The organism is Nocardia coubleae NBRC 108252, assembly GCF_001612805.1.
Taxonomy (GTDB): Bacteria; Actinomycetota; Actinomycetes; order Mycobacteriales; family Mycobacteriaceae; genus Nocardia; species Nocardia coubleae.
Window position 1 is genome coordinate 206,730 of record NZ_BDBD01000010.1, and the last position, 17,868, is coordinate 224,597.

The 17,868-nt window shown below is 67.8% G+C and carries 16 protein-coding genes; 4 read left to right on the forward strand and 12 right to left on the reverse strand.

Annotated elements, in window-relative coordinates; translation table 11 throughout:
• Window positions 1-10 precede the first annotated feature (10 nt).
• Window positions 11-1,138, reverse strand: coding sequence for a resuscitation-promoting factor (locus NCO8_RS08835; RefSeq protein WP_067637945.1), 1,128 nt, complete (start codon window positions 1,136-1,138; stop codon window positions 11-13).
• Window positions 1,139-1,311: 173 nt separating this feature from the next.
• Window positions 1,312-2,145, reverse strand: a complete 834-nt coding sequence (locus NCO8_RS08840) for a TatD family hydrolase (protein WP_243749754.1) — start codon at window positions 2,143-2,145, stop codon at window positions 1,312-1,314.
• Window positions 2,146-2,167: 22 nt separating this feature from the next.
• Here NCO8_RS08840 and metG point away from each other — a divergent pair, with 22 nt between their 5' ends.
• The gene (gene metG, locus NCO8_RS08845; protein ID WP_067637947.1) at window positions 2,168-3,733 is read left to right on the forward strand and encodes a methionine--tRNA ligase; all 1,566 of its coding nucleotides are present in this window, start codon (window positions 2,168-2,170) and stop codon (window positions 3,731-3,733) included.
• 16 nt (window positions 3,734-3,749) lie between these two features.
• On the opposite strand, the gene NCO8_RS08850 is transcribed toward metG, so the two are convergent.
• Together NCO8_RS08850 and rsmI are read right to left on the reverse strand one after the other, a co-directional pair.
• Window positions 3,750-4,727 (reverse strand): Rpn family recombination-promoting nuclease/putative transposase, encoded by a 978-nt coding sequence (locus NCO8_RS08850; protein ID WP_084456792.1) that lies wholly within the window; start codon window positions 4,725-4,727, stop codon window positions 3,750-3,752.
• Window positions 4,728-4,818: 91 nt separating this feature from the next.
• Window positions 4,819-5,646 carry a 16S rRNA (cytidine(1402)-2'-O)-methyltransferase gene (rsmI, locus tag NCO8_RS08855; protein WP_084456794.1) on the reverse strand — a complete coding sequence of 276 codons (828 nt, stop codon included), beginning with the start codon at window positions 5,644-5,646 and terminating at the stop codon, window positions 4,819-4,821.
• 195 nt (window positions 5,647-5,841) lie between these two features.
• Between rsmI and NCO8_RS08860 the strand changes: the two genes are divergently transcribed.
• Complete coding sequence (locus NCO8_RS08860; protein WP_067638042.1) at window positions 5,842-7,392, forward strand: dolichyl-phosphate-mannose--protein mannosyltransferase; 1,551 nt, start codon at window positions 5,842-5,844, stop codon at window positions 7,390-7,392.
• A 4-nt stretch (window positions 7,393-7,396) separates the two neighbouring features.
• On the opposite strand, the gene NCO8_RS08865 is transcribed toward NCO8_RS08860, so the two are convergent.
• Both NCO8_RS08865 and arcA read right to left on the reverse strand, forming a co-directional pair.
• Window positions 7,397-7,753: a GntR family transcriptional regulator gene (locus tag NCO8_RS08865; RefSeq protein ID WP_067637953.1), complete on the reverse strand. Its 357-nt coding sequence runs from the start codon at window positions 7,751-7,753 to the stop codon at window positions 7,397-7,399.
• Window positions 7,753-8,988 carry an arginine deiminase gene (gene arcA / locus NCO8_RS08870; protein ID WP_067485485.1) on the reverse strand — a complete coding sequence of 412 codons (1,236 nt, stop codon included), beginning with the start codon at window positions 8,986-8,988 and terminating at the stop codon, window positions 7,753-7,755. The genes NCO8_RS08865 and arcA overlap by 1 nt, the downstream gene beginning before the upstream one ends.
• 121 nt (window positions 8,989-9,109) lie before the next feature.
• Here arcA and soxR point away from each other — a divergent pair, with 121 nt between their 5' ends.
• Both soxR and NCO8_RS08880 read left to right on the forward strand, forming a co-directional pair.
• The gene (gene soxR / locus NCO8_RS08875) at window positions 9,110-9,595 is read left to right on the forward strand and encodes a redox-sensitive transcriptional activator SoxR (protein WP_067485487.1); all 486 of its coding nucleotides are present in this window, start codon (window positions 9,110-9,112) and stop codon (window positions 9,593-9,595) included.
• Window positions 9,596-9,627: 32 nt separating this feature from the next.
• Window positions 9,628-10,380 carry an isocitrate lyase/PEP mutase family protein gene (locus tag NCO8_RS08880; RefSeq protein WP_067637955.1) on the forward strand — a complete coding sequence of 251 codons (753 nt, stop codon included), beginning with the start codon at window positions 9,628-9,630 and terminating at the stop codon, window positions 10,378-10,380.
• 15 nt (window positions 10,381-10,395) lie between these two features.
• On the opposite strand, the gene NCO8_RS08885 is transcribed toward NCO8_RS08880, so the two are convergent.
• The 6 genes from NCO8_RS08885 to NCO8_RS08910 form a co-directional block, all read right to left on the reverse strand.
• Window positions 10,396-11,523, reverse strand: coding sequence for a glycosyltransferase (locus NCO8_RS08885; protein ID WP_067637957.1), 1,128 nt, complete (start codon window positions 11,521-11,523; stop codon window positions 10,396-10,398).
• A gap of 78 nt (window positions 11,524-11,601) precedes the next feature.
• On the reverse strand, window positions 11,602-12,570 hold the full coding sequence (locus NCO8_RS08890; protein WP_067637959.1) for a GAF domain-containing protein: 969 nt from the start codon (window positions 12,568-12,570) through the stop codon (window positions 11,602-11,604).
• Window positions 12,571-14,388 carry a putative bifunctional diguanylate cyclase/phosphodiesterase gene (locus tag NCO8_RS08895; protein ID WP_067485939.1) on the reverse strand — a complete coding sequence of 606 codons (1,818 nt, stop codon included), beginning with the start codon at window positions 14,386-14,388 and terminating at the stop codon, window positions 12,571-12,573.
• 68 nt (window positions 14,389-14,456) lie between these two features.
• Entirely contained in the window at window positions 14,457-16,604 is a 2,148-nt protein-coding gene (locus NCO8_RS08900; protein ID WP_067637961.1) for an Rv1355c family protein, read from the reverse strand.
• A 309-nt stretch (window positions 16,605-16,913) separates the two neighbouring features.
• Window positions 16,914-17,354 (reverse strand): AraC family transcriptional regulator, encoded by a 441-nt coding sequence (locus NCO8_RS08905; RefSeq protein ID WP_067637963.1) that lies wholly within the window; start codon window positions 17,352-17,354, stop codon window positions 16,914-16,916.
• Window positions 17,351-17,794, reverse strand: coding sequence for a GyrI-like domain-containing protein (locus NCO8_RS08910; RefSeq protein WP_067485472.1), 444 nt, complete (start codon window positions 17,792-17,794; stop codon window positions 17,351-17,353). Before NCO8_RS08910 ends, NCO8_RS08905 begins: the two co-directional genes overlap by 4 nt.
• Window positions 17,795-17,868 lie beyond the last annotated feature (74 nt).

The following is a 17,868-nucleotide window of genomic DNA, read 5'->3' on the forward strand; positions in this document are numbered from 1 at the left end:
ACTTACCTGATCAGCTCAGGCCGAGGCGGCCGGTGCAGGCGGGCCAGGCGCCCCAGCCCTGGCGGGCGCGGGTCACTTCGGCGATGGCGATCTGTTCCTCGCGGGTGGCCAGGTCGGCGCGGGGGGCGTACTTGAGGCCGCCCTGGCGTTCCCAGGTGCTCTGGTCGAACTGGATGCCGCCGTAGTAGCCGTTGCCGGTGTTGATCGACCAGTTGCCGGTCGACTCGCACTTGGCCAGCGCGTCCCAGATGTCGCCGTCGCGGACCGGCGGTACCTCGGTGCCCGGCTTGGCGCCCTTGCGGATGGTCTTGGGCTGAGCCGGGGTGATGACCTTCGAATTGGTCTGCACGCGATGGGCTTCCACCCCGTTGATCATGGTCACCGCGAAAGTCGCCTCGTGCAGGCCGGGCGCACCGGGGTTCTCCACGACGGTGCGGCTCATGTTCATCGTGACGTCCTCGATCACCTGCTCGGTGGGTTCCAGCGGCAGGGTCTCGGTGCGCTCCTCGACGCGCTGACGGGTGACGGTGACCTTCATATCGCCGGTGAGCGGGGTGCTCGCGGCGGGCTCGGCGAAGTCCTGGTCTTTGAGCGGGATGCCCGCGGCGGTGAGGAAATCGCCGACGGTCGGGGCGGCCAGGCGCACGTCGACCGGTTCGCCACCACCGTCGACGACGGTGACGGTGCGCGGGGTGTACACGCTCAGCGCGGCACCGGCCAGCGGCAGCTTCTCGGTGCGGGTGGGCACCACGTGGGTGTCGGCCGGGATCTGCATCTGCGCGAGCGCCTCACCGGCGGTGATGCCGGTGGTCCACACCTTGCGTTCGGCGCCGTCGACGATCACCGTGATCTCGCGGCCGCGGTTGAGGGTGATGGTCGCGCCGTCGGACACCTTCGTGCCCGCCGACGGGCGGACGTCGTCGTGTTCGGTGAGTTCGTAGCCCGCGTCGTCGAGGATCGCGCGCACATCGCGCGACATGGTGGTGAGCTCGACGCGTTCTCCGTCGACCACGATCGCCACCGTCTTGTGGTTGACGATGGCCATCGAGGCGCCGACGAGCAACACCAGCAACAGGGCCGCCGCCGCCGCGTACAGCAGCGGCGAGCGGGACGAGTTGATCCGTGCGAAAGCCGACATGGTTACGGAACGATAACGAGCATGTCGACATGGGACAACAGGGTGCCGCCCGATCAGCGGGACCACACATCACGATTCGATATAGACATCGCAGGTAGATAACGGCTTCGACACAGAAATGTGAGCCGAAACACGTTTATCGTCCAGCCCCCTGACAACAGGGCGAAAGGGACTCAGCGAATGCGATAGAGCCTTCGGGCATTGGCCGTGGTGGTCTCCGCCAATTCGACCGGGTCCTGTTCGCGGATCTCGGCCAGCGCGCGCACCGTGTACGGCAGGCAGTACGACTCGTTCGGTGCCCCCCGATACGGATGCGGCGTCAGATACGGCGCGTCGGTTTCGACCAGGATCTGATCGTCGGGTACCAGCTTGGCCGCCTCACGTAATTCGTGCGCGTTCTTGAAACTCACCGTTCCCGAGAAACTGAGCACATACCCCTCGGCCACACATGCCTGCGCCATGTTCGCGTCCGAGGAGAAGCAGTGGAAGATCACGGTGTCGGGGGCGCCCTCGTCGAGCAGCACCGTGAGCAGGTCGTGGTCGGCCTCGCGGTTGTGGATCATCAGCGGCTTGCGCACCCGCTTGGCCAGGTCGATGTGCCAGCGGAAACCCTCGATCTGGGTCTCGATGTCGGCGCAACCGTCGAGTTTGCCCGGCCAGTAGTAGTCCAGGCCGGTCTCACCGATCGCGACGACGCGGGGATCGGTGGCGAGGTTCTCCAGTTCGGCCATGGCCTTGTCGTCGAGGGCGTTGGCGCGGGTGGGGTGCAGCGCGACGGCCGCGTACACGCGCGGGTCCCAGTGCGCGGCCCGGACCGCCCACTGCGCGGCGGCGAGGTCGTCGGCGACCGTCACCACATGGCCCACACCGACGGCGGCGGCCCGGTCGACGATCGCGGTGGTCGAGGCGGCATCGGTCGCGCCGCAGGCGTCGAGGTGGGTGTGCGCGTCGATCAGCGGTGCGAGCGGTGCGGGAGGAGGCGGAGCCGGACGATTCTGGTTTGCCACGCGGATTACAGTAGTTGCCATCATGAGCGAGCGAAGCGAGCAGCAGCCGGCCTTCTACATCACAACGGCCATCGCCTACCCGAACGGTGCACCGCATATGGGGCACGCGTACGAGTACATCTCCACCGACGCGCTTGCCCGCTTCAAGCGTCTCGACGGCTACGACGTGTTCTTCATGACCGGCACCGACGTGCACGGCCAGAAGATGCAGCAGACCGCGGCCGCCGAAGGCGTTCCGGTCCAGGAACTCGCCGCACGCAACTCCGACGTGTTCGAGGCCATGGACAAGGCCCTCGACGTCTCCTTCGACCGCTTCATCCGTACCACCGACGAGGACCACAAGGCCGCGAGCGTCGCCATCTGGGAGCGCATGCTCGCCAACGGCGACATCTACCTCGACAACTACTCCGGCTGGTACTCGGTGCGCGACGAGGCGTTCTACACCGAGGAGGAGACCACCCTCCTCGACGACGGCACCCGCGTGTCCACCGAGACGCAGACCCCGGTCACCTGGACCGAGGAGTCGAACTACTTCTTCAAGCTCTCGCAGTACCAGGACAAACTGCTCGAGCTCTACGAGACGCATCCGGAGTTCATCGCCCCGGCCACCCGGCGCAACGAGATCGTGAGCTACGTCAAGGCCGGGCTCAAAGACCTGTCGATCTCGCGCACCACCTTCGACTGGGGTGTTCCGGTGCCCGGTCATCCCGATCACGTGATGTACGTGTGGGTCGACGCGCTCACCAATTACCTGACCGGCGTGGGCTTCCCGGATACCGACTCCGAGCGGTTCCGCAAGTTCTGGCCGGCGAACGTGCACATCATCGGCAAGGACATCACCCGCTTCCACACGGTGTACTGGCCCGCGTTCCTGATGTCGGCGGGCATCGAACTGCCGGAGCGCGTGTTCGTGCACGGGTTCCTGTACAACAAGGGCGAGAAGATGTCGAAGTCGACGGGCAATATCGTCGACCCGCTCGAACTGGTCTCCACCTACGGCCTCGACCAGGTGCGCTTCTTCCTGCTGCGCGAGATCTCCTACGGCCAGGACGGCAGTTACAGCAACGAGGCCATCGCGGGCCGCATCAACAGCGACCTGTCCAACGAATTCGGCAACCTGGTGCAGCGCAGCCTGACCATGGTCAACAAGAACTGCGACGCCAAGGTCCCCACGCCGGGCGAATTCACCGCCGACGACCGCGCCCTGCTCGACCGCGCGGCGGGCCTGCTCGACAAGTGCCGCACCGAATTCGACGCCCAGCAGATGCACCTGGCCCTGGGAGCCGTCTGGCTCACCCTCGGCGAGACCAACCGCTACTTCTCCGCCAATGCCCCCTGGGCCCTGCGCAAGTCGGGCACCGAGGAAGACCTGGCCCGCATGGCGACGGTCCTCTACGTCACCCTCGAGGTGGTCCGCATCGTCGCGATCCTGGTCCAGCCGGTGATGCCCGGCTCCGCCGCGAAGATCCTCGACCTCCTCGGCCAGGAGGCCCGCACCTTCGCCGACATCCCCACCCCCCTCGCCCCCGGAACCGACCTCCCGGCCCCGGAACCGGTGTTCCCCCGGTACGTGGAGCCGAAGGAGTAGCCAGAAAACTGCTATTTCAGCTGAGGGTCTCGTCGAGCGTCGTTGCGGTCAGAATCTGATCGGTCCACCGGTCCAGTTCGGCAGTGTCTGCCGCCCGCACCCGGGCAACAACCGTTTCGGGAACCCCGCCGAACTTGCGATCGAGCTGCCGGAGCAAAGTATTCACCCGGCCCCTGACCTCGCCTCGGGCTTCGCCTCGAGCGATCAGCTTTTCTGCGGTTGTCACGACGACCTCCTTCGCCTGCGCTCCCAGGCGATCGAACAACGGATCGAATCCCGACGGGTCCGTATCGCTGACAGTAATAATGTACTCCACCAGGGCTTGGAGGTCGCTGCGTCCGTTCGGACCGGCGAACATCGCCGCCACGTCGTCTACCAGCGGCAACAGTCGTGCGGCCGCATCGTGGCGGCCGGGAGCCACCTTCAGCGCGTACAGCATCACCAATACGGCGGGGGTGAGTTGACGTTTGCGTAGTTCGGGTAGGTCGGTGGCAACGATATCGTCGAGCAAGTACCGCATTCTGGGCACCAGCTCGCCCATCGCCGCTCGCATCCGCGGGGTGAGTGCGAACAGTTCCGACAAGTCGGTGGCCGCCGACCAGCACCGTCCTTTCGGATCCGCGTGGATCACCAGCGGGACAATCAACGGCAGCGTGATAGTTCCGGGATTTTTGGCGGCATAGCGAGTCCAGATCGCCACCATGTACTCCATCAAGCGCAGCGCCATCAATTTGTCTGTGCTGCTTTGGTGTTCGATCAAGCAGTAGAGGTAGGTTTCCTGACCCGCTACAGATATGGAATACAGCAGGTCGCTGTAGCGCGCTGTCAGGTGAGCCGAAACGAAACCCGTCGGCAGCTGTTTCAGTGACGTCCAGTCGACCAGGGCGGCAAACTCTTCCGGCAATATCGCGCGCAGCTCGGAGGCGGCGTCCTCGGGTCGGCCGAGGACCCGGCGGCACACTGCGTCATGCGGACTCGTTGGTCGCTCGGACATAGCTGAACCCTATTCCGCGACCGAGACGAACAGCTAATCGGACAGATCAATCGTATGATCGAAAGCTATTGCCGAGGAATAGCTTTCGTTGTCACTCGGCGGAGCGGGCGGCGAGTACGGCGTCGTAGAGTTCGCGGCGGGAGGCGCCTCGGCCTGCCGATACTTCCGCGCAGGCGTCTTTGAGGCGCATACCGCTCGCGACGAGGGTTTCGACTTCGTCGACGAGTTGGGCCGGTTCGGCCGAAACCGGTTGGGCGCCTTCGAGAACCACGGTGATTTCGCCGCGCGCGCCGTCGACCGCCCATTCGGCGAGTTCGCCGAGGGTGCCGCGGACGACTTCTTCGTAGGTTTTGGTGAGTTCGCGGCAGACGGCGGCGCGGCGGTCGGGGCCGAGGACAGTGACGGCGTCGGCGAGGCAGTCGGCGAGGCGGTGGGGTGCTTCGAAGAAGACGCAGGCGCGTTGTTCGGACGCCAAGGTGCGCAACCACTCCCGGCGCTGGCCGCCTTTGCGCGGTGCGAAACCGTCGAAGCAGAACCGTTCGACCGGCAGGCCCGACAGGGCGAGCGCGGTGGTGACGGCCGACGGGCCGGGCAGGCAGGTGACGGGCAGGTCGCGTTCCACCGCGGCGGCCACCAGTCGATAACCGGGGTCGCTCACCGACGGCATACCCGCGTCGGTCACCAGAAGCACGGTGAGCCCGCTCGCGATGTCGTCGAGCAGGGCGGGAATGCGGGCGGTCTCGACATGGTCGTAGAAGCTGACGACGCGGCCGGTGATCTCCACACCGAGAGCCTTGGCGAGCGATCTGGTGCGTCGGGTGTCCTCGGCGGCGACCACATCGGCCGTGCCGAGCGCGTCGCGCAGACGCTGCGACGCATCGCCGATATCGCCCATCGGGGTTGCCGCTAGGACCAACACGGTGGGGTTCCGCCTCTCCGGGAGTTCGGCCGCAGGCGGTGCGTGCGGCGCGCGGTGCCAGTGGATGGCGCGACGTCCATTCTGTCAGGTGACCCGGTCCCGACCGGTGTCGGCTCGGCCCGAGTCGGTGGCACCGCCTACGATCGGGGCGTGATCCCGGTGACCGAAGCCCGTTCGACGCGCCCGGTGTCGGCCGTGGTGAGCCCGGTGCCGCTGCGACCCGCCCCCGATTTCGGGCCGCTCGACACCGCGCGGGGCTGGGCGGTCACCCTGGTGCTCACGGTGATCGCGGGCGTCACCCGCTTCCTGAACCTGAACTCTCCCACCGACGCGCGCACACCGGTTTTCGACGAGAAGCACTACGCCCCGCAGGCCTGGCAGATGGTCACCGGCGGCGGAGTCGAGGACAACCCCGCCTACGGCCTGGTGGTGCACCCCCCGGTCGGCAAACAGTTCATCGCCCTCAGCGAGGCCCTGTTCGGCTACAACGCCTGGGGCTGGCGCGGCACCGCCGCCCTGGCGGGCACCGTGCTGGTGCTGCTGGTGATCCGGATCGTGCGCCGGATGTCGCGCTCCACCTTGATCGGCGCGTTCGCGGGCATCCTGCTCATCGCCGACGGCCTGACCTTCGTGTCCTCACGCATCGGCATGCTCGACATCTTCATGGCACTGCTGGTCACCGCCGCGTTCGGCTGCCTGATCGTCGATCGCGACGAGGTGCGTGAGCGCATGGCCGCCGCCGACCTGGCCGGTCGCATCGGGCTCACCGACTGGGGACCACGGCTGGGGGTGCGCTGGTGGCGTTTCGGCGCCGGTGTGCTGCTCGGTCTGGCCTGTGGAACCAAATGGTCGGGCATCTACTTCATCATGTTCTTCGGGCTGATGAGCGTGGCGTTCGACGTGAGCGCCCGGCGCGCGTACGGGGTGCGCAGGCCGTGGGTCGGCACGCTGGTGCGCGATGTGGGGCCCGCGCTGTACGCCCTCGTCGTCATTCCACTCGTGGTGTACCTGTCGTCGTATTGGGCGTGGTTCGCCAGCGAGACCGGGACCTACCGGCACGCGGTCGGCAATCAGATCGGCACCGGTGGGGCATTCGCGTTCCTGCCCGACGCCCTGCGCTCGCTCTGGTACTACCAGGGCGAAACCCTGGACTTCCATTCGACTCTCACCAATTCGGCGGGCAATCACCACCCGTGGGAATCCAAGCCGTGGACCTGGCCGATGGGTCTGCGCCCGATGCTCTACTACTACGCCGACGGCACCGTCACCGGATGCGGCGAGGCGCAGTGTGTGAAGGCCGTGATGGCCATCGGCACCCCGGCGCTGTGGTGGCTCGCGCTGCCTGCGCTGGGCTGGATGATCTGGCGCAGCGTCACCCGGCGGGACTGGCGGTACGCGGCGGTGCTCGTCGGCTACGGCGCCGGTCTGCTGCCCTGGTTCCTCACCCTCGACCGGCAGATGTACTTCTTCTACGCCGTCGTGCTCGCCCCGTTCCTCGTGATGGGTATCGCGCTTGTCCTCGGCGACATCCTCGGTTCGTCGCGGCCAGTGGGGATACCGCGCAGCCCGACGGGCACCTACCTGCCCGCCCCGGTCGACGAGCGCTACGCCCTCGGGCTGCTGATCGTCTCCATCTACCTGGGCCTGGTGATCGCGAATTTCGTCTGGCTGTGGCCCATTCTCACCGGGATGCCGATCAGCCCCGCCACCTGGCAGGACCACCTCTGGTTACCGAGCTGGCGCTGACACCTCAGCCGAGCGCACGGTGGACGAAGTCGATGGCGTCGCTGTCGGCGAGGCCGAGCCTGCGGATGGTCGTCACGTATTCGACGGCGGCGCGGCCGGCGATATCGCGGGTGGGGTCGCCCGACGACGCGATGAAAGAGCCCTGGCGGCCACGGGTTTCGAGGACACCGTCGGCCTCGAGTTCGCGGTAGGCGCGGGCGACGGTGTTCGGTGCGATGCCGAGGTCGGCGGCCAGCGCCCGCACGGTGGGGATCTTGGTGCCCGCCGTGAGCGTGCCCGCGCGGACTTGTTCGATCACCGCCATGCGCAACTGTTCGTAGGGCGGCTGGGTGGAATCGGCGGACAGCTCGACGTGGAACATCACACCTCGTCTCGGGACAGCGGGCAGGACATGCATCGGGGGCCGCCGCGCCCGGACCCCAGCTCCGAACCCTGGATGGTGAGCACCTCGATCCCCGCGTCGGTCAGGCGGGAGTTGGTCATCTCGTTGCGTTCGTAGGCCACCACGACGCCGGGGGCGAGCGCGAGGGTGTTGTTGCCGTCGTCCCACTGCTCGCGTTCGGCGGCGGGTCCGTCGCGGCCGGTGTCGATCACCCGCAGGGTCGGGATGCCCATCGCGGCGGCAGCGGCGGGCAGGAACGGTTCGGGGCCGCTGATGCTGATGCGTTCGGTGTCACCACGTCCGGCGAAGCCGTCCTCGCGGCGAATCGTGAACGCCTGCAAGGTTTCCCGGACGCCTGGGTACATCACCACCGCATCGGTGTCGACCATGGTGCACACGGTGTCCAGGTGCATGGTCGCGCGGTTCTGGGCGATCGGCACCACCAGCACGGTGTGCGCGAGGTCGTCGTCGAAAAGACTGCGCGCCAACGCTTCCGCGCCGGCGGGGGTGGTTCGCTCGCCAACGCCCACCGCGACGACGCCGGGAGCGAGCAACAGCACATCACCGCCTTCGATGGGGGCCGTGTGTGATTCGTAGGCCCGGCGCACGCCGAGGAAACGAGGGTGGAAGGCGTAGACGAGGTCGGTGATGGAGGTTTCGCGACTGCGCGCGGGCAGCGCGAGGGAGGTGATCGCCACCTTGGGACCGACCCAGAACGACGAGTCGCGGGTGAACAGCAGGTTGGGCAGCGGGTCGATGACGAAATCGGCACCGTGATGCATCCGCCGCACCAGCGACGTGGAGTCGGGACCGAACGGCAGTTCGTCGAAAGTCATTCCGGCCATGAGGATGTCGGCCAGTTCGGGGGCCTCGACCTTGCGGAGTTCGGCGGCGAGCTGGTCGGCGAGATCGTGGCCGAGCCTGCGCGCGTCGACGGCGGCGGAGATGCCCTGGATACGGGCGGCGCCGCTGGTCGCGAGTGTTTCGGTGAGCAGGTCGGCGAGCAGCAGCACCTCCACGCCGCGCCCGCGCAGGACGGCGGCGAAGGCGTCGTGTTCCTCCTGGGCGCGTTCCACCCAGGGGATGCCGTCGAAGAGCAGCTGATCGTTGTTGCTCGGGGTGAGCCTGCGTAGCTCATCGCCGGGCCGGTGCAGCAGCACCGTGCGCAATGTGCCGACCTCGGAGGTGACAGCCAGGCGCGAGTCCGTTCCCATGCCGAAACCGTAATGCGAGCGGGGCGCGCCTGCCAGGAAGACCCGCACCGAGTCACCCCGTTTTCGTACACCACACAAGTACCTCAAGTATGGTTGAGGTGAAAGCGGGAGGAGACAGGAAATGACGACGGCCGATTGGCAAACGAAGGAGCTGACCCCCGGGCAGCTCTCCGAGCGTAGTGGAGTTGCAGTGTCCGCGTTGCACTTCTACGAACGCGAAGGTCTCATAACGAGTCGTCGAACCAGTGGCAATCAACGCCGCTACGCACGCGAGACGCTGCGGCGGGTGGCGTTCATCCGCATCTCCCAGCGCGTCGGCATCCCGCTCAGCGATATCCGCTCCGCGCTCGACCGGCTGCCCGAGGGCCGCACACCGACCCGACGCGATTGGGAGGCCGTGTCGACCACCTGGCGTGCGGACCTCGACGAACGAATCACCCAGCTCACGCGCCTGCGCGACAATCTCACCGGTTGCATCGGCTGCGGCTGCCTGTCGCTGGGTTCGTGCAAGCTCGTCAACGAACACGACCGCCTCGGCGCGGAGGGGCCCGGCGCGCGCGTGCTCGACGTACACCTGAACTGCCCACCGAAAAGTGGCTGCGCCTAGCCACTGCCGCACGGCTGGGGCATCATCGCGGTATGACTTCACTCGAGACCCGCGCCAAGTCCCTGCTCGCGCTGCACCGTCCCGGCGACCCGGTGGTCCTGCCTACGGTGTGGGACGCCTGGTCGGCGAATGTCGCTGTGAGTGCGGGCTTTTCGGGACTGACGATGGGCAGTCACCCGGTCGCCGACTCGATCGGACGCCCCGACGGTGAGGGGATGAGCTTCGACGAGCTGCTCGCGCGTGTCGCGCAGGTGACCGCCTCGGTGGAGGTGCCGGTGTCGGTCGACATCGAATCCGGGTACGGCCTCGAACCGTTGCAGCTCATCGACGGCCTGCTCGGTGCGGGTGCCGTCGGCCTCAATATCGAGGACACCGTGCACAGCGAGGGCAAGCGGCTGCGCGAGGCCCAGGAGCACGCCGACCTGGTGCGCGGCCTGCGCGAGGCCGCCGACGCCACCGGCGTGCACGTGGTCGTCAATGCCCGCACCGACCTGTTCCTGCGTCAGGACGGCGAGGAACCCGACCGCGTCGACCGTGCCGTCGCCCGCCTGTCCCTCGCCGCCGAAGCGGGCGCCGATGTGCTCTACCCCGTCGGCCGCCACAGCGACGAAACCCTTCGCCGCCTCACCACCGAACTGCCGCGCCCGGTCAACGCGATCGGCCAACCCGGAACTCCCGCCAAGTCCTATTTCGCCGAGCTCGGGGTAGCCCGGATCAGCTTCGGCCCCTTCCTCCAGGCGGCGCTCGCGACTGAAGCGACCCGTCTGCTCGAGACCTGGAAGTAGTCCGGCTGGAGTAGGTCAGCGGTTCAGGACCGCGAGCATGCCTGCCACCGCCCGGGGCCAGGTGAATTGTTCGGCGCGGTGGCGGGCGGCTTGGCGACGGTCGGTGGTCGGCATGGCGAGGACATCGGTGACGGCTCGGGCGAAGGCTCGGGGGCGGTCGGCGGCTACGGCGCCGCATTCGGCGGTGATGATGTCGGCCAGGGCCGAGGAGCGGCTGGCCACCACGGGGGTGCCCGCGGCCAGGGCTTCCAGGGCGGCGAGGCCGAAGGTTTCGTGGGGGCCGGGGGCCAGGGAGACGTCGGCGGTGGCGAGCAGGGTCGCCACCTCGGCGCGGTCGCTGATGAAACCGGTGAAGTGCACGGCGGGTTCGCCGCCGGGCAAGGGCGGCAGGGTGCGGGCGCGGCGTTCGAGGGATTCGCGGCGGGGGCCGTCGCCCGCGACGACCAGGCGGGTCGGCATGCCCGCGCGGTGCAGGGCGCCGATCGCCTCGATGCTGCGGTCAACCCGTTTCTCCACCGACAGCCGCCCGCAGTGCACGAGCAGTGGGTAACCGTCCACGCCGAGGTCGGCACGGAGCCGACGGTCGCGCTTGCGCGGGCTGAACAGGTCGAGGTCCACACCGAGCGGGACGAGTTCGACATTGGGTGCACCGATCCGCAGGAACTCCTCGCGGGCGAAATCGGTGGTGCACACGACCATGTCGTAGTCGTCGGCGGTGCGCCGGTTGGCCACGTCGGCGCAGCGCCGGGCGGCGGGCCCGGGGAGCACCTGGCCGAGCAACCGGTCTAGCCGTTCGTGCGAGATCATCACGCTGGTCACGCCGCGCCGCCCGGCCCACCGTCCGAAGCCGCGCAGGGTGAGCCGGTCGGACACCTCGAGCACGTCGGGCCGCAGCCCGGCGAGTACGTCGGCCACCGCCCGCGGGTCGGCCGCGCGGTACCCGCCGGTGAACGGAATACCGAACGCGGGCAAGGTGATTCGCAAAGCGCCGGTGGACAGTACTTCCTCGCTGCGGCGCGGGCCAGGCACGATCAGCACCACCTCGTGTCCGGCGGCCACATACCCTTCCCCCAGGTGGTGCAGCGCGGTGCGCAACCCACCGGATCGTGGGCCGTAGAAGTTCGCTAGCTGCACGATGCGCACATGCCGATGGTCCAGCCGTCCGGGTTACTCGCGGCTCATGCCCGTGGAATGGCAGGTGAACACCCGTGAAAGAGCCGCTTAACCCGATTCGCCGTCGACGGAGGGCCGCACCCGGAGCAATCCGTGGCCGGTGGCGGCAGTGGTAACCGTCGCCAGCTCGGCGTGCGCGCGGATCCACTCGCCCTCGGCGAAGCGCACCCGCAGCGTGAGGCGCCGCGTGGTGTCCGGAGCGTGCACCAGCTCGGCGCAGGCGGCACGCAACGCGATCAGATCGGCGGGATCGATGGTCGGTCGTTCGACGGCCCAGCGATCCAGCGGCGGCGGTGGATCAGCCACCCATTCGTAGATGACGCCGCTGGCGAGCAGGATCAGCCCGGCACCGACATCCACTCCCTTGGACACGGCGCGCAGCATCGCGACCTCGAGGTCGACCGTTTCGCCGCCGAGTTCGGGGACGGCGTGCATCAACCCGCTCACCCGGCGCAGCTCCGGCCGGGCCCGCGCCACCATCTGGAACCGGCGGACCTGCTCGTCGTCGCCGAGCACGTCGACCACTCCCTGCCAGCGCCCACCGGGCTCGAGAGTGCTGGCCATCGCGAAATAGTCGACCCGGCCGTCGAAACGGACCATGCGCCCGAACGCCTCGGGCGGTGTGCGCACCACCCGCACGGCCCCGGGCTCGCGCGCGAAGATCAGTTCCTCCAGACCCGGCCCGTGATGGGCGAGTTCGGTGCGGGCGTCCCAATCCCAGGCGGCGACGTGACGGCGTGGCGGCACAGGCGCGTCGGCGGGCCCGATCCAGACCTGGACGCCGTGTGTCCCGCCCAGTGCGCACCGCACGGGTTCGACGACAACGACGTTATCGCCCAGGCGCGCGGATTCCCCGCCGCGTACCGCGTCACGCAGCAGTTTCGCCTTGGCGGGGCCGATCGCGCGCGACCAGCGTTGGGGGGCGATCCATTCCCTGATCCGCGCGTCGTCGGCGACAAGAGCCGGTTCGAGATCCTCGGTGAGGGTCTCGACCAGTAACCACCCGTCGGCGGTCATTCAGCTGGGTGCCACGCCGCGTCCGGCACGTGGGAGATCGAGATCGAGCGGAATACGCCCCTCCCGAAGCTGAACCTCGACTTCCTCGGCGGGCATCGGTCGTGCGATCAGGAAGCCCTGGGCGCGATAGCAGCCGAGACCGACAAGGGTCCGGGCCGCCATGGGGGTCTCCACACCCTCGCCGACCACGCCGAGCCCGAACGAACCGGCCAGGCCGATAATGGATTTCACGATGGCGAGGTCGTCGTTGCTGTCGCCGAGGCGCTGCACGAAACCCCGGTCGATCTTCACCGCGTCCACCGGCAGGGCCTTCAGATGCGACAGCGAGCTGTAACCGGTGCCGAAGTCATCGATGGCGATCTGCACGCCCATCCGCTTCAACCCGCGCAGGGTCACCCGGGTGCGCACGAGGTCTTGCACGACAACGTGTTCGGTGATTTCGAGGCACACCGAGCTGCCGTCGATCTCGAACAGGCGGAGGATGTCCTCGATCCGCTCGACGAAATCGGCGCTCACCAGCTGCACCGGCGACACATTGATCCGGATGACGACATTGGCCGCCAGGCCACGCCGCCGCCAGTCGGCGAATTGGGAACAGGCCGAACGGATCACCCAGCGGCCGAGCTCGCCCGCCAGGTTGGTCGCCTCGGCCACCGACACGAACGCGCCGGGCGGTAACAGGCCACGGGTGGGATGCTGCCAGCGCACCAGCGCCTCGAGCGCCACGATCCGGCCGGTGCGCAGATCGACCTCGGGCTGGTAGTGCAGGATCAGCGACCCGTCGGAGACCGCGCTGCGCAGGTTCAGCTCCACATCGTCCTGGAGTTCGAACTGCGCGCGCATGGCGTCGGTGAACACCGCGACACCGTTGCCCCCACCGGATTTGGCGGACAGGAGCGCGTGGTCGGCTCGGCGCAGGACATCCGACACCGAAGTCTCACCCGGAATGCCCAGCGCCACACCGACACTCACGCCACGGCTCACCGACTCCTGGCCCACCGAGACCCGGCGCCCGATGAGTTGCTGAATGCGCGCGGCCTCGAGTTCAGCGGCGACCGCGTCCATCGGTTCGGCGGGCACGATCACGAATTCGTCGCCACCGAGGCGGGCGATCATGTCGTCGGGCCCGAGGTTCTGTTTCAGCCTGCGGGCGAGAGTGCGGATGAAATTGTCGCCCGCGCTGTGGCCGAGGAAATCGTTGAGGGCCTTGAGCCGGTCGAGATCGAGAAAGAAGGTGGCGACGGGGCCCGGGTTTTCGGGCGCGAGCCTGCGTTCCATGTATTCGAGCAGGGCGCGCCTGTTGGCCAGGCCGGTGAGATCGTCGTGCAGGGCGATATAGCGCAGCTTCTCCTCGGCGACCACGCGCGCCTGCAGTTGCGCGAACAGTGCGGCGATCGCCTTGAGGACATTGAGTTCGCGCTTGGTCCAGGTACGGTCGCCCATCTTCACGAAGCCGAGCACACCGGTGGACTCACCCCGCGAAACCAGCGGCACACAGGCCATGGCGACCTGCGGGATGCCGGAGGATTTGCGGATCGTTTCCTGGTAGTCCTCGCTGTCGTTACCGGGCCGGACGATCAGCGGTTCGGTGGCGAATTCGAGAGCGCGGAATACCGAGTCGGCCTTGTCGAACTCCACCACCCGTAACGGGTCGGGCACCGGAGTATCCGCGCGCTGCGGCCATTCGGCGACGAGCACGGTGGCGCGGCGGGTGCGGTCGGTATGGCGCAGATAGCTGAAATCGACGTCGAAATGTTCGACGAGTGCGGCGAGCACCCGCTCGCTCGCCGCCACCATGGTCGTGGCGTCGACACCCATCAACTCGGAGGCGACCTCGGTCACCAGTGAGTCGAGCGATTGCCGATGCACGCTGTCTCCGATCCGCGCTATCCGTCGTTCCTACTGCCAGGCACCGGCAACCGTCGACTGCGAACGCTCGCAGCGGCGGCGTAGCTCAGACGAAGAACCAATGCCACGTTCTCATCCTCAGAGATTTCCATGATGTCCAGGAAACGCCTCTGAATGCTGGCAAGTGTATCTGTGAACTCGGGAGAAACGCGGCGCAAATCCTCGGGCCGGTTCGCGTACAGGAACACCGGAGACACCGGCTGCACCGCCAGCCCCAGCAGTTGCGCCCGCAACCAGACCTTTTCGACGGCGGCACCGGCCCGCGCGTAGTCGGCGAGATCCGGTGCGCCGCCGCCGCGTTTCCGGAACCCGACGGCGACCAGCGCGGAACTCGACCGCACCCGATCGACCGTGAATTCGCCGAGCGCGGTGCCTGCCGACCACTCACGCAACCGGGCCATCACATCGCTGCGGCTGCCGACCTGGAGTTTCGCGAGTTCGTCCGGTGCCGGGTCGAGGGTCCGCACGTCGATGCCGGTGCGGATATCCTCGCCCGGCCAGCGCAATTCGGCGTAGAGCTGCTGGTGCAGCTGCGGGGTGAGATAGCGGACGCGATCGCTGGCACCGAGCAGATCCGCGGCCTCGGCGAGGCGTTCGCGCCCGGTGATCGCGTGCACGATCGCCTGCTCGCCCGCTGCTCGAGCGAGGGCGGGCAGCACCGAATCCGGGAGGTCGGCGGCATTGCCGAGGCGCCGATTGGTGTGGCGCGCGCAGGCGAGCGGGTAGTCGGCGGCGAGCTCGGCGTCGGTGCCGGGACGCAGTCGCAGGCGGGCGACCAGGGGTGCCGACGGCTCGTCGACGAGCAGTTGCGTGTCGCTGAGCAAACCGTGAGCGGCGGCCGCCGCAGTGGCGTTGTACAGCGCGGCACCGACGGCGACCGCGCTGCCGCGCAGGTCGACGTCCATCGCCGTCGTGTCCGTCGGATCGAGGGCGATCTCGATGAGCTCGTCGTCGCCGCGCAGGATCCACGGCTGCACATTGCCACCCGAGGGCGCGCGCTGCGCGCAGGCGAGGATCGCGCCGATGGTGTCGGCGGGCGGTGGCTCGTCGTCGAGTTCGGTGGCGTGGTCGTCGGCCTCGTCGTCGAGGTAGCCGGGTTCGGCGAGCGAATCGAGGGCGGCCTCGAGGTCGATACGTGTTCGACCCGACGACAGCTTCACCCCGAGCCCGATCCGGCGGACCGCCGCACTGACGATCGCGGCACCCAGCTGCACCTCACCACCCAATTGCGGCCAGGTGGTGATGGTTTCGCCGACCTCGGCCAGGCTGGCGGCCATCCGCGCGGACAGCTGGGCCGGGTCGAGGATGCGCAGCACGTGTGGCGCCTTGGACCTGGTGTCCAGACCGGCGAGCTGGGCGCCGGTGGTCGCACCGAGCAGACCGTGGAAGGGTTCGCGGCCGGGTTCGAGGTCGTAGCGTTCGACGTCGAACAGGCCGCGGTCGTTGGTGTCCATCAGCAACGGGATGCGCCTGCGGCGGGCGGCCTCGCGGACCGCGAATTTGATGTCGAGCGAATCGCATTCCTCGACGACGAGGGAGAGCCCGTCGAGGAATTCGTCGGCGGTCTCGGTGAGCACACCGGTCTGCCAGATCTCCACCGGCAGGTACGGGTCGAGTTCGGCGATGCGGCGGGCGGTGACCACCGCTTTGTTCACGCCGACGTCGAACAGCCCGCCCGGGACCCGGTTGAGGTTCGACAGCTCGATGGTGTCGAAGTCGGCCAGGCGCAGCAGCCCGCAGGTGCCCTCGAGCGCCAGCGTGTAGGCCACCGAATGGCCGACGCTCTGCCCCACGACGCCGACGCGCAGTTCCCGCAGCCGCCGCTGTTCGTCTCGGGTGAGCTTGTTGCGGTTGCGGTCCGAGCGGATCGCGGCGAAGGCGTCGGGCCCGAGGACGGCGACGAGCGCGTTGCGCCACGGGTAGTGCACCCACCGTTCCTCGCCGGGGTCGAGCCCCGGCGGTGGGCCGGTGAGCTGATCGAGTTCGGCGCGCAGTCCGGCGCGCAGGTCGACGGTCTGGATACCGGGGGTGTCGGCGAGCTGCCGCAAGGTTGCCCGGTCGGTGGGGTCGCGCGGATCGAGCAGACGTGGCCGGTAGTCCGCCGTCTGTGGTGCTTGTTCGTTCATCTAGCGATCGACCCCACGAAAACGTGCCGTCGCGACCGCGGTGGTGTGGCGGTGAATCCGCCGCAACCGCGTTTCGCCGCATGCTGCATCGACAGCCATCGGGTTCCTACTCCATGCTTCACGCCCGCAAGGGGTCGGCGTCCCATAGATGCCGACTGGTGCAGTATCCGTCATCGGTTACGAATCCACCAGACAAGTGGCTAATTTCCCGGAAACCTTCTGAGCCAGTTGAAATAACCGCAGGTCAGAAGCGGTTAGGGTGCACTGAGTAAATTTTCGCAGACCGTACGGTCCGAATGCAGCTACCCGTCAGTTATCGACTTGGATCGAGACGAACAGTTCCACGTCGGTCGGCCCGTGCCAGACCTCGATCTCCTCGCGGTAGGCGCGCGAGATCTCGGCGGAGGCGGTGGCGTCGTCGACCTGGGCCCACACATCCTCGACCGGGTCGTGGTAGTCGCCGTTGGGCGCGAAGCGGGCGTAGATACCCTTGGGCACGCTGACCATGAGGTCACCGACGGGAACCTCGTCGGGCATGGCGAATTCGCGAGCGACGAGGGCGTTCCAGTTGCCCGCCGGGTCCGGCACGTAAACGGTGTGCAGCGGTTCGCGCCCGCCGGGACGGTCGCGCAGCCGGTCCTTGAGGAACTCGATCAGATCGCTGTTGGAGACCTTGAAGCTGGGATGCACGCGCGGTACGGCGAGGCCGCCGTAGAGCGCCCCGCCGCGGACCACGATCGTGTAGGTCATCGCGGATCGACCGCCAGGTACAGGTCGATCTTGTACGCGTGCGGGTAGCACTCGAAATCGCCGGTGAAGGTGCGTTTGATCTGGTTGTGTTCCTCGGCGTAGGCGATCTGGGTCCACAGATCCGTCATCACCTGGGGAAAGTTACCGACCGAGGAGAAGCGGGCGTAGGCGCCGCGCGGGAGCCGGGCGGCGAGATGGCCACGGGTGACCTGGTCGAGCGAATCGCACTGATAGCCGACGATCTGGGTGTTGTAGGTGCCCAGCTCGCCGCTGAAATCGGTGTAGGCGCTGGCCAGTGGCCCGCCGAGATCCTGGTGCAGGACCGCCGACCAGGCGGCTTCGAGGTCGTGGTCGCGCAGCTTACCGAGTGCGCGTTTGGGACTGCGGACCGGCAAACCGGCCACCCAGGTCTCGTCCCGCTCGACGATTTCGAACTGCATTGATGACTCTCTCGAAGGTCGGCACGGTTGCGCCATGCTATCAACATCGGTCGACCCCACCTAACCACAGCTGA